Annotated in this window: 9 protein-coding genes; 5 read left to right on the top strand and 4 right to left on the bottom strand. The window is 69.8% G+C overall.

The features are described from left to right. The first annotated feature begins 29 nt into the window (after positions 1–29). Positions 30–3,266, top strand: a complete 3,237-nt coding sequence (locus tag JOD67_RS09835) for an AfsR/SARP family transcriptional regulator (protein ID WP_205117124.1) — start codon at positions 30–32, stop codon at positions 3,264–3,266. A 655-nt stretch (positions 3,267–3,921) separates the two neighbouring features. On the opposite strand, the gene JOD67_RS09840 is transcribed toward JOD67_RS09835, so the two are convergent. Both JOD67_RS09840 and JOD67_RS09845 read right to left on the bottom strand, forming a co-directional pair. Further along, entirely contained in the window at positions 3,922–5,616 is a 1,695-nt protein-coding gene (locus JOD67_RS09840) for an ABC transporter ATP-binding protein (RefSeq protein WP_205117125.1), read from the bottom strand. Continuing rightward, positions 5,609–7,282 (bottom strand): ABC transporter ATP-binding protein, encoded by a 1,674-nt coding sequence (locus JOD67_RS09845; protein WP_205117126.1) that lies wholly within the window; start codon positions 7,280–7,282, stop codon positions 5,609–5,611. The genes JOD67_RS09840 and JOD67_RS09845 overlap by 8 nt, the downstream gene beginning before the upstream one ends. A gap of 87 nt (positions 7,283–7,369) precedes the next feature. On the opposite strand from JOD67_RS09845, the gene JOD67_RS09850 reads away from it, so the two are divergent. From JOD67_RS09850 to pdxH, 3 genes are read left to right on the top strand one after another with little or no spacing between them, the layout of a single operon-like run. Beyond that, entirely contained in the window at positions 7,370–8,317 is a 948-nt protein-coding gene (locus JOD67_RS09850; protein WP_205117127.1) for an ABC transporter substrate-binding protein, read from the top strand. Then, a complete protein-coding gene (locus tag JOD67_RS09855) occupies positions 8,314–9,195 on the top strand; it encodes a ferredoxin family protein (protein WP_205117128.1) in 882 nt (293 codons plus the stop codon). Before JOD67_RS09850 ends, JOD67_RS09855 begins: the two co-directional genes overlap by 4 nt. An 18-nt stretch (positions 9,196–9,213) precedes the next feature. Next, positions 9,214–9,879 (top strand): pyridoxamine 5'-phosphate oxidase, encoded by a 666-nt coding sequence (gene pdxH / locus JOD67_RS09860; protein ID WP_307782337.1) that lies wholly within the window; start codon positions 9,214–9,216, stop codon positions 9,877–9,879. Positions 9,880–10,325: 446 nt separating this feature from the next. Here the strand turns inward: pdxH and JOD67_RS09865 are convergent, their stop codons facing one another. After that, positions 10,326–10,790, bottom strand: a complete 465-nt coding sequence (locus tag JOD67_RS09865) for a MarR family winged helix-turn-helix transcriptional regulator (RefSeq protein WP_205117129.1) — start codon at positions 10,788–10,790, stop codon at positions 10,326–10,328. A 28-nt stretch (positions 10,791–10,818) separates the two neighbouring features. On the opposite strand from JOD67_RS09865, the gene JOD67_RS09870 reads away from it, so the two are divergent. Continuing rightward, complete coding sequence (locus tag JOD67_RS09870) at positions 10,819–11,223, top strand: pyridoxamine 5'-phosphate oxidase family protein (protein ID WP_205117130.1); 405 nt, start codon at positions 10,819–10,821, stop codon at positions 11,221–11,223. A 14-nt stretch (positions 11,224–11,237) separates the two neighbouring features. Here JOD67_RS09870 and JOD67_RS09875 read toward each other — a convergent pair whose 3' ends face one another. Beyond that, positions 11,238–12,026: a DeoR/GlpR family DNA-binding transcription regulator gene (locus tag JOD67_RS09875; RefSeq protein ID WP_205117131.1), complete on the bottom strand. Its 789-nt coding sequence runs from the start codon at positions 12,024–12,026 to the stop codon at positions 11,238–11,240. Between the last annotated feature and the right edge of the window lie 158 nt (positions 12,027–12,184).

Below are 12,184 nucleotides of genomic sequence, written 5' to 3' on the forward strand. Positions count from 1 at the left end.
TGCGGTTTCGCATTCTTGGACCGCTCGAAGTGGACGAGAACGAGCGGCAGGTGTCGATCGGGGGACCGCAGCAACGAGGATTGCTCGCGGTCCTTCTGCTCAACGCCAACCGAGTCGTGTCCGCGGAACGTCTCGTCGAGTACCTCTGGGGCGAACAACCACCACAAACCGCCCGTGGTCTCCTGCAGGGCTGCGTCGCTGGGCTACGCCGCGTCCTCAAGACGACCGACGCGTTCGGCGCTCGGCAGCCGTTGGTCAGCCGAGCACCTGGCTACCTGATCGAGGTCCGCGCCGGTGAGCTCGACCTGGTCAGCTTCGAGGAGCTCGTCGCGAAGGCGGCCGCCGTCGCCGACGATTCCGTTGCGGGCTTGGAAGAACGTTCGGCACTGCTGACGCGGGCATTGGAGCTCTGGCGTGGGCCGGTCGTCGACGGCATCAACCTCGACCCGGTACGTGTCGAGGGTGCCCACCTCGAGGAGCGCAGGCTCGCCGCGTTGGAGGAACGCATCGAGGTCGACCTGCGCCTCGACCGCCATGCGGCGTTGATCGGAGAGCTGCGCGGGCACGTACGCACGCACCCGTTGCGCGAACGGTTCTGGGCGCTGCTGATCCGGGCGCTCGCGGCCGCCGGTCGGCAGGCCGACGCGCTGGCCGCGTACGCAGAGCTGCGTGAGAACCTCGTCGACGAGCTCGGCATGGAGCCGTCCGCCACGGTGCAGGAGCTGCACCGGCAGCTCCTCGCCGGGCCGCCGGCGACCGCGGCCGCGCGGCCGCGCCGCGACGAGCAGCCGCGCGGCACCGTTCCCGCCCAGCTGCCGGCGCCGACGAGCGCGTTCACTGGCCGCTCGGATGCCCTGCGTACGTTGGATGAACTGCTCTCCGACACCGACGACGCGGTCGCGATCGGCGTGATCTCCGGGACGCCTGGCGTCGGCAAGACCACGCTGGCCGTGCACTGGGCGCATCGCGTGCGCGACCGCTTCCAGGACGGGCAGCTCTACGTCAACCTGCGCGGGTTCGAGACCGCGCCGCCGCTCCGCCCGATCGACGCGCTCGCGGGCTTCCTCCGCGCGCTCGGAGTGCGTCCCAACCAGGTGCCGGTCGACGTCGACCAGGCGGCCGCGCTCTACCGCTCCCTGCTCGCGGGTAAGCGCGTGTTGGTCGTGCTCGACAACGCCCGTAGCGCGGAGCAGGTGCGGCCGCTGCTCCCCGGCAACCCAGGGTGTGCGGTGGTCGTGACCAGCCGGCAGCGGCTCGGCGGCCTGATCGCCCGTGAGGGTGGGCATTTGGTGTCCCTGGACGTGTTGAGCTCGGACGAGGCCCAGGAGCTGCTGGCCGAGTTGCTAGGACCGGAACGGTTGGCCGTCGAGCCTGCGTCCGCGGCCGAGCTCGTCCAGCTCTGCGCGAAGCTGCCACTGGCGTTGCGCATCTCCGCCGCCGGCCTCGCCGTCCATCCGGAACAGACCATCGCGTCGTACGTCGACCATCTGCAGTCGAGCGGTCGGTTGGACGCGCTGCGACTCGGCGACGACGAGGACGTGGCGGTCCGTGGTGCGTTCGACCTGTCGTACGAGGGCCTGGATCCGCAAGCCCGCAAGCTGTTTCGGCTGCTGGGCCTGGTCCCCGGCCCGGACGTCACGGTCGAGGCAGCCGCCGCGCTCCTCGACCGCAAGCCTTCTGAGGCGCGGGCGTTGATGGCGCAGCTCGCCACCGCGCATCTGGTCGGCCAGGTGGATCTTGGGCGCTACTCGTTCCACGACCTGCTTCGGTTGTACGCCGAGTCTCGCGCTGTGGTTGAGGATTCGGCGGAGGAACGTGCCGCGGCGGTCGAGCGCCTCTACGGCTGGTACCTCGACGCGGTGGGCGCCGCCGCGAATCTGCTGTATCCGTTGGTCCTTCGTCTTCAGGTGCGGGAGTCGCCCCGTTCCACGCACGCCGATGCGACCGCGGCGTTGAGTTGGCTGGACGCCGAACGTACGAACCTCGTCGCGGCGGTCGTGCACGCCTCCGCCCGCGGCGTACGGCCGGCGTCCGCGTGGCTGCTCGCCGATGCGATCCGCGGCTACTTCTGGCTGCGCCGGCACAGCGTCGACTGGCTCGCGGTCGCGCAGGCCGCGCAGGCGCTCGCCGAGGAGGCAGGCGACTTCCACGCCCAGGCCGCAGCGCACTTCAGCCTCGGCATGGCGTACCTGTCGTTGAACCAGTACGCCGAGGCGATCGAGCACCAGCAACGCGCGTTCGGTCTCAGCCGCAAGGCGAACTGGCAAGCAGGACAGGTGAACGCGCTCACCAACCTCGGTCTCGTGCACTTCGAGCGCGGCGACCTCGACGTCGCCGCGGCGCACCACGTCCAGGCACTGTCGATCAACCGACGGCTGGGGTCTGTCCGCGGTGAGGGCTTCAACCTCAAGAACCTCGGCCACATCGCGCTCGTCCGCGGCGAGCTGTCGCAGGCGCGGGAGCATCTCGAGCAGGCGTTGCGACACCACGAGAAGATCGACGATCTGCACGGGCGGGCGGCCGACCACACGCACCTCGGTGAGCTGCATCACCGGCTGGGCTCGCTCGGTTCGGCTCGGTCGGCGTTCGAGGAGGCGATCGACCTCCATCGTCAGGTGGGTAACGTCAACGGGGAAGGTGGCGCGCTCGGGCTGCTGGCTCTGCTGTTGTCCGATCTCGGCGTGCATGACAGCGCGCTCGAGCATGCCGAACGAGCGGTCGCGCTCGTCAAGGGGACGAGCGATCGCTATACAGAGGCGGGTCTGCTGAACGTTCTCGGCACCGTACGGCTGCGTATGGACGCGGCGCGGGAGGCGCTCAGCCAGCACCTCGCGGCACGGCATCTTGCTGCCGAGACGTCGGCCCGCTATCCGGAGACCTCGAGCCAGTTGGGTCTCGCTCTCGCGTACCAGCGACTTGGTGATCTGAAGGAGGGGCTCGCTTTCGGCTTGCAGGCAACGACAAGCGCGCATCACTTCGGATTTGCGATCCTCGAGGGCGACGCGCATGTCGTCCTCGGCGGGATCCGGCTGGAGGCCGGCGAACACGAGCACGCGATCGCGCACGGCGAGCTGGCGTCGCAGCTGCACACGGCAACGGGCTACCGGATCGGCCAGGTCCGTGCGCTGATCGTCCTCGGGCAGGCGCTGCGCGGGGCCGGCGACCGGATCGCCGCGGCGGAGCGCTGGCGGGAGGCCCAGGCGTTGTGCGAGGGCCTCGACCTCCCGGAACAGTTGCTGCTTCGCGACCTGCGGTCAGCACCCTAGGCGCCCGTTGCAGCCCGGGCAGGTTCGCATGAAGGGTCCCTTCATTCGAACCTATTGAATGAAGGTGCCCTTCATTCAAAACAGCGGGGACGGGACCACCCGGCTTCATCCGAGCCACAAGAGACCGGGGGCTCCACAAGCGACCCAAGCACGGCAGCAGACCAGAACGGCAAGCAGGCCTGCCCCGGGACACCTGTTCCGGGGGCGGGGGCGGCGCGTGAAAACAGGTGGCCGGTCCGGTGCGAGTCAAGGGCCGCTCCGCGGTCGCGAAGCGACGTCGTTCGCCGTCCGCGAAGCGCCCCCGAACGGCGCCCTTGACGCGCCCCGGACCGGCCACCACACTCGACCGCCGCCACAGTCCCCGAGAGCACCAACCCCCGGAGAGATCCCAGCGAACACCGCACCAAAACAGCACCAGAACCAGAAGGGCTTCGCCAAGAGGTCGAGCCACTCGACACCCCCCGGGGACCTTGGATGAAGGGCACCTTCATCCAATAGGTTTGGATGAAGGTGCCCTTCATCCAAAGCACCTCCACAATCCGCCGCCCGGGGCGTGGTCGCGAGGGGTGCGGCTGCCCACCAAAGGGCCGTTCCCAACCCCCCGCGACCACCCTCCGAACGCCCCCTCCATAGGCAAAGTGCGCGAGCGCCGGCCCTAAACCACGCGCCCCTCGTTCAACCGAACCAACGTCGGGAGCCGTTCGATCGTCGCCTCGCGGTGCGCGATCACGATCAGCACCCGGTCCGACCGCAGCCGGTCGAGCGCGATCTCGATCCGCGCCGCGGTCTCGGGGTCGATGTCGGCCGTCGCCTCGTCCAGGATCAGCACCGCGGGGTCGACGAGGGCGGCGCGGATCAGGCCGATCAGCTGGCGCTCCCCGGCGGACAGCGATTCGCCGCGGGAGCCGAGCTCGGTGTCGAGGCCGTTCGGCAGCCGCGCGACCCAACCGTCCAGCGAGAGCGCGGACACTGCCCGCGCGACGTCGGAGCGGCCGGGGTCGTCCGGCACCAGCGCGAGGTTGTCGGCCAGCGTGCCCGCGACCACGTGCACCTGCTGCGGGACGAGCACGATCCGACGCCGCAGCACCGACACCGGGATGTCCGTCACGTCGAGCCCGGCAAAGCGAACGGTCCCGCGATCCGGCACATACAACCCGGTGAGGATCTTCGCGAGCGTGCTCTTCCCCGACCCCGTACGCCCGGCGAGCCCGGTCCGCGTCCCCGGCGTGAAGCGGACCGAGATGTCGTGCAGCACCTCGACGTTCGGCACGTACGAGTAGCTCACCCCGTGAGCGACGAGCTCACCGCGCAACGGGACGGCCGAGCCCTCCGCGCGGGCCGACGGCAGGCCTGTACGGGTGACGTTCAGCAGGTTCAGCAGCCGGGCCAGGTTGACCCGCGTGCTCTGCATCCGGCTCACCAGCTCGACCACCTGCGTCAGCGACTCGAACAAATTCCGGCTCGCGAGCACGAAGACCACCACGGTCCCGACGGTGATCTCGCCGCGCACCGCGAGCCAGCCCGCGAACAGCAGCAGCGCTGCCATGGTCAGGCCCTCGATCAGCGCGACGAGGTGGAGCCGGTTCTCGACGCGCACGAGGTTGCGGACCGAGTCGAGGAACGAGTCCGAGTCCCGCTGCGCGCGCTTGATCCAGCTGTCCGTCGAGCCCGTCTGCAGCAGCATCTCCCGTGCGGCAAGGCCTTCGGTGAACGTCGCCACCACGGTCGCCTCCGCCGCGGCCTCGCCACCGTACGCGTCGCCCGCGTCTTTACTGAACCACCGCGAGATCACCACCATCGGTACCGTGAAGACCCCGATCACCACCAAAGCAAGCAGCGGCGAGTACGTGCACAGCACGATCGCCGTCAGCACGCTCGTCGCGACCGCGCCCACGAGGTCGGGCAGGTCCTGGCGGATGAAGCCCGCCATGTCGGTGATCTCGCCCGTCGTACGACGCAGCAGGTCGCCGGAACGGTGAGCCTCGATGAACCGTAGCGGCGCCGCCGCGAGATGCCGGATCGCGCGCTCGCGCAGGTCGCGGACGAACCGTTCGCCCGCGCGGGTCAACGCGATCTCCGCGTTGCGGAGCAGCAACATCCGCACGACCACCAGCCCGGCGAACAACCCGACGCCGACCCACAGCCGCTGCCCGTCCCTGTCGACGAGCGCGTCGGTCGCGAACCCGACCGCGGGCGCCATCATCACGACCGCGAACGTGGACACCAGGCTGAGCAGGACAGCCGCGGTGACGATGCCGCGATGTGCCCGCAGGTAAGGCCAAGCCGCGCGGAACGTGCCCGCGGTCGACGGCTTCGGCTCGAGCGTCTGTACCGTCGAGTTGTCAGGCATGCTGAGCCGCCTCCTCGCGTGCAGGTCCGACCTCGTCGGGAAGCGTCAACGTGACAACGCGATCCGCCACGTCAAGCACAGCTTGACGGTGGGTCGCGAACACGATCGCCGTGTCTTGAGCGTGGGCGCGGAGTCGTTCGAGGATCTTGCGTTCGGTCGTCACGTCGACCGCGGAGGTCGCGTCGTCGAGCAGCAGCACGTCGCATTTCTGCAGCAGGCTGCGCGCGAGCGCGAGCCGCTGCACCTGGCCGCCGGACAGCGTCGTGCCACGTTCGCCCACCTCGGTCTCGTACCCGTCGGGGAACTCGGCGATGTCCTCGGCGATCGTGGTGATCTCGCACGCCCATTGGAGTTCCTCGTCGCCGAGCGTGCGGCCGAGGCGGAGGTTCTCCGCGATCGTGCCGGACAACAGCAACGGGCGTTGAGGAACGAGCGTGATCCGTCGCCTCGCGGCATCCGGCGTCACCGACGCCAGATCGATCCCGGCGTACGTCGCGCGCCCGACAGAAGGCCGCAGCGCCCAGGAGAGAACGCGGAGCAACGTCGACTTGCCCGAGCCAGTCGGCCCCGTGACAGCGACGAGCTCGCCCGGCCCGGCAGAGAGGCTGACCGGGTCGAGGATGCGCCGGCCGTCCGCGGTGACCGAGACGCCGTGCGCCTCGATGCGGCCGCCGGGCGGGATGTCGTCGACGGCGTCCGGCGCGAGTTCCGTTCGTAGGTTGAGGATTTCGACGATCCGACCCGCCGACACGAGCGCCTGCGCGCGCTGGTCGAGCCGCTGGACGAGCACCGCGACCGCGATCGTCACCGTCGTCATCCAGGAGATGAACGCGACCAGCCCGCCGATCGTCATCGACCCGTTGAGCACCGCCATGCCGCCGACACCGACGCCGGCCGCGATCGCGAGGCGGGGGATCATCGGGACCTGCGACGCCCAGTTCGCCGCGATCCGCGCGGTGTTGTGGGTCTTGTCGGTCACGACCGCGCTGTGCTCGTCGTGCCGGCGTACGAGCGCCGTCTCGCCGCCGATGCCGCGGACGGCGACCGTCGCGGAGAGCAGCTCCTCGACCGCGTTCGCCCTTGCGCTGTGCGCGTTCGCGAGCTCACCGGTCGCGATGCCGAACTGCTTCGGGTACACGAGGTTGAGCACCACGAGGAACGGGACGGCGGCCCCGGCGACAAGCAGCAGCATGGGCTCGAGCGTCCCGATCGCGGCACCGACCAGCACGAACGTCGTGATCACCTGCGCCCAAAGCGACAGCCCGTAGATCCAGAAGTGCAGCAGGTCGGCGTCGCGCGTCGCCCGCATGGACAGGTCGCCGTGGCCGAACTTGTCCAGCGCCTGCGCGTCGAGCCGGAGCGCGTGCCCGAGGATGCGCATCCGCAGCTTGTTGCCGACACTGTCCGCGGCGATGCGCATCGTGATGCCGCGGATGATCTCGCCGACCATCAGCAGCACGCCGAACGCGACCACGACCAGCGCCCAACGCAGCGTCGTCTGCCAGTCGCCCTGGGTGATGCCCTCGTCGAGCGCCTTCGCCACGCACCACGGGATCGCGATGTACGCCGTCTGCAGTGCCACCGAGGCGGCCAGGCCGACCGCGATCCGCCGGCCCTCCTGGCGAACGCTCCAGCGCAGCAGCGCCTTGTTCTCTTTCGAGCTCATCTCCCCGCCCATGACAACACTTGCGCAAACGTTCCCAGGTTAGGCTAGCCTCACCATCATTGACTAACGCAACCCAGGGAGGGGCCGGTGCAGGCCACAGTCGATATCGTCGCGGCGCTGTCCAGGCGACAGCTGCTCGCGGGCGGCCTCGTTCTCACCGCCGGATGCGCCGCCGCGCCGGCCGCACCCGCGCCGCCGGCGGAACGTACGGCGGCGACCGACCTCGGGCCGGTCAAGGTGCCGGCCGCCCCCTCGCGCATCGTCTGCGGGGACTTCTACGGCGCGTTCCTCGTCGTCGATCTGGGCCTGCGCCCGGTCGGCATCTCCGGAACGTCGTACGCCGGAGCGGGCGCCCCGTACGCCGACAAGCTCGCCAAGGTGCCGAGCATCGGCGACTACATCGACCCGAACCCGGAGCAGGTCGCCGCCGCCAACCCGGACCTGATCCTGCGCACGATCGACACCGAGCGGCCGATGTACGACAAGCTCACCGCGATCGCGCCGACCGTGGTGATCTCGTTCGAGGGGCTGTCGCTGAAGGACGTGACGACGAAGATCGGCACCGTGCTCGGCCGGTCGCCGCAGGCTCGAGACCTGCTGCGGACCTACGACACGAAGGCCGCGGGGATCCGGGAGCGGCACGCCGCCGCGCTGGCGAAGCTACGGTTCGCGTTCGCGTCGCCGACGGGTTCCGGCGGGTGGTGGCTGTACGGGCCGGAGTGGACGGACCTGACCGCGCTGCGGGCGGCGGGTGCGCAGCTGATGCCGGCCGCGGCCGCGCTGATGAAGCAGACGCAGGAGTACTCGTTCGAGCGGCTCGACCTGCTCGCGGACGCCGACGTGCTGCTCGTGACGTCGGGGCCGGACGGAAAGATCGCGCCGGAGAACGCCGAGCTGACCAAGACCGCGATGTGGAAGCGGCTGCCGGCGGTGCGGGCCGGGCGCGTGTTCCCGATCCCGTACGGCACGTCCTCGCCCGGCACGGCGTTCACGCTGCTCGACGCCTTCGATCGGATGTTGGGCACGCTGGCGTGACGTACTTCGGATGCGCTGCGGTCTCCCAGTCGGCTGGGGAGCAGCGGTTCGGCAAGGCCGGGATGACGCGCGGCTGGATCCTGGTCGAGCAGCCCGGGCCGTGGGGTCCGAACGCCTTCGCGAAGTTCCCCGTCGGCCTCGACCTGCTCGAACGTGCCCGCGAGTGGCCGGTGAAGGTCACGGCGATCCGTCGGCACGGTCGCGCTGCGCCCGGGGACGAGCGTGCCGCGTTCGTCGTGTCGTCGTCCGCGGGATGGGTGGAGCGGGTTCCGTTCTCCGCGTTGGAGTCGCTCGATCCCTCGGTGGCGTTGGCGGATTCCCCACCAGGGTTGGGCGTTCGGCATCGTTGGCCGCTGTATCTCGTCTGCACGCACGGCAGCAAGGACACCTGCTGCGCGGTGCGTGGCCGTCCGCTGGCCTCGGCGCTCGCCGCCCTTCGCCCGGAGGAGACGTGGGAGTGCTCGCATGTCGGCGGCGACAGGTTCGCGCCGAACCTCGTCTGCCTGCCGCACAGCCTCTTCTATGGGCACGTCGGCCCCGCTGACGCGCTGGGCGTCGTCGAGGCGTACGAGCGGTGCGAGCTGGCGATGCCGTTCCTGCGTGGGCGATCCGGGACGCCGGAGGAGGGACAGGCGGCGGACTTCCTGCTGCGGTCGCGTCTCGGGCTGCTGGACGTCGATGCCGTGGGCTTCGTCGGGTCGGTCGAGGTGTCGGAGGACGTGTTCGACGTGGACCTGTCGGTGCGCGGCGCGGTGACGCGGGTCCGCGTACGGTGCCGCGACGACGGCAACGAGCCCCGGGCGCTGACCTGCTCGGCGGTCGAGCGGCACGACTCGTGGAGCTGGGAGATCGACTCCGTCGCAGAGTTGGTGGGTTGACCCGTAGGGTCAGGTGGCGTGGAAGAACCGCACCGCTGGCCCGATCCCGACCTCGCCGGCCTGCGCCGCAGCTACGAGCGCGGCGCGCTGTCCGAAGAGGCCGTCGCGCCGGACCCGCTGGACCAGTTCCGCCGCTGGCTGCACGACGCGCTGATCTTCGGCGTACCGGAGCCGAACGCGATGGTCCTGGCCACCGCGTCCGCCTCCGCCGTCCCGTCGGCGCGAACTGTGCTGCTGAAGGGTGTCACGGCGGACGGGTTCGCGTTCTTCACGAACTACGAGTCCGGCAAGGCGTCCGACCTGTCGTCGAACCCGCAAGCGGCGTTGGTGTTTCCGTGGCACGCGATGGAACGCCAGGTCCGGGTGACGGGTTCGGTTCTGCAGCTGTCGGAGGAGGAGTCGCTCGCGTACTTCCGCACCCGGCCGCGGGACAGCCAGCTCTCGGCCTGGGCGAGCCCGCAGTCGACCGTGGTGTCGGGGCGGCGGGAGCTGGACGCCTCGTACGCGTCGATCGAGTCGCGCTTCCCCGAGGGCTCCGACGTCCCGTTGCCCCCGTTCTGGGGCGGCTACCGGGTGCGACCAGCGGCCGTGGAGTTCTGGCAGGGCCGCCACGGCCGCCTGCACGACCGCCTGCGCTACCGCCTCGAGTCGGGCGAGTGGATGATCGAACGCCTGGCGCCGTAGCTCACCAGTAGCGGACGGTCCAGGAGAAGCGCGGCTCGTAGGAGCACGTGGCCAGCCCGAGGTAGCTGGCAGTCCGATTCGAGCAGATCCGTCTGACGTGGCTCTGACGGCGACGCGTCCGGAATCCGGGCATGGGAAAACCCGCGGGCTTTTGTGTGCTGGAGGGACAAGTTTCCAGCGCCCGCGGGTCCGGTGGCTACCAGGTATTCGCCGGCCGCTGTCCTGTCACACGCCTCGCGACGCGTGGAGGGCGGAGCCGGTGGTCCGGCAGTCGGTCCCTTTGCAAGGACGGCAGCTAACGGGTAGCCACCTCACGAGTCCCAGAGCTATGCATCTGCTGGACCACCTCCTTTCACGTGTACTTGAAACTTACTGGGAGGTGGCAAACGCGGCAACGAGAATTTCTGGTCTTGGCCTGCTCTTGGCCGAACGCGCCGAGCACGAGGTCAGCAGCAGTCGGGGGTGCGGCCTCCGGTGAGCTTGCCCACGAGACGTACGAGGGTCTGGCGTTCCTTCTCGGTGAGGTTCTCGACTGCCCGTTCGCTCTGGTCCATCCGCACCTGGTGCGAGCACGTCAGCTGCTCGCGGCCGGCGCCGGTGAGCGCGAGCAGGGTGGCGCGGCGATCGTTGGGATCGGCCAGCCTGGTCAGCAGGCCCTCCTGCTCGAGCGCGTCGGTCAGAACGGTCAGCGTCCGGCCCGTGACGCCGAGCATGGCCGCGACGTCGCCCATCCGGCGGGGCTCGTCGCCGCGGAGGGCCGTGAGCAGCCGGGTCCGGGGCACGGACGTACGCGCCTCCGCCAGCTGAGCATTCAACGTGGTCCGCAGGTAGTGCGCCGCGAACATCACGTACTCCACCGTCACCAGTGCGCTCGGGACAGTGTCCGAGGACTGAGACGTGTTGTTGGACATGCATTTATTATGCATGCATTCTTTATGCATGTCAGCTACTTCAGAGATCTCCGCGGCCACGGTCGCGTTCCTCGCGGAGAAGATCCCGGTCACCGTGGGCACGACCCGCAAGGACGGGACCGCGAAGCTCACGACGGCCTGGTACGAGTATCGAGACGGCGAGTTCTGGCTGAACAGCTGGCGCGGCTCGGACTGGCTCGGCCACATCGAGCGCGACGGCAAGGCCGAGCTGCTCTTCGTCGACCCGACCAACATGTGGCGCCGGGTGGTCGTACGGGCGACGCTGATCGAGACCGACGACCCGGGCGGCGAGGCGAGCATCGACCGGCTGTCCAACCGCTACCTCGGCACCGACTACCGGGACCGCAGCCGCCAGCGCGTCCTCATCCGCCTCCAGCCCGTGGACGTGCGCAGCACGATCGACCAGTCCTAGCCCTCGCACGTGAGCTAGACGATCATCACCTTCACGCCGGCTTCCTCGAACTTGCGCGCAGCGTCGTCGGGGATGCCGGCGTCGGTGATCAGCACGTCGATCTCCTCCGTCCGCCGGATGCGGGCGAACGCCTGGCCGCCGATCTTCGAGGAGTCCGCCACCACCACGACCGAACGGGCGCGCGAGGCCATCAGCTGGTTGATGTTCGCCTCGCCCTCGTGGTGGGCCGATGCGCCCATGACCGGGTCGATCGCGTCCACGCCGAGGATCGCGAGGTCCAGCGAGACGCCCTCGAGGATGTGCGTCGCGAGCGGGCCGGCGAGCTCGTACGACTGCGGCCGCGCCACTCCGCCGGTCACGACGATCTTCACGTGCGGGCGCACCGTCAGCTCGTTCGCGATGTTCACCGCGTTCGTCACCAGCGTCACCGCGCGCCGCCCGCCGGGGCCGGTGCGCAGGTCGGTCCGGGTCGCGATCGCGCGCGCCACCTCGGTCGCGGTCGTGCCGCCGTTGAGGCCGACCACCATGCCGGTGCCGACCAGATCCGCCGCCGCCTTGCCGATCCGCTGCTTCTCGGTCGCCTGCCGCGCGGTCTTGTAGCGAAGCGGGAGGTCGTACGCCACACTGTGGGCGACCGCGCCGCCTCGGGTACGGGTGAGGAACTGCTGCTGGGCGAGGTGGTCGAGGTCGCGCCGGATCGTCGCGGTCGAGACCTCGAGCTCCGAGGCGAGTGTGTCGACGTCGATCCGACCGCGTTCGGCGACGAGCTCCAGGATGGCGTTCAGCCGTTCGTACCGATTCATCCGTCACCGTCCCGGCCCACGTACTGCTCGAAGCTGCGCATGCAGCTGGAGAACCGATCATAGAGTGTGCGCATTCTGCACCATCCGAACTCGCCGCGCACTGGACCGAACCGGCCACGCCTGCGGGAGATCTGCCCGTAAGTGCACATCTATGCTCA

The sequence above is a fragment of the Tenggerimyces flavus genome, from assembly GCF_016907715.1.
Classification (GTDB): Bacteria; Actinomycetota; Actinomycetes; order Propionibacteriales; family Actinopolymorphaceae; genus Tenggerimyces; species Tenggerimyces flavus.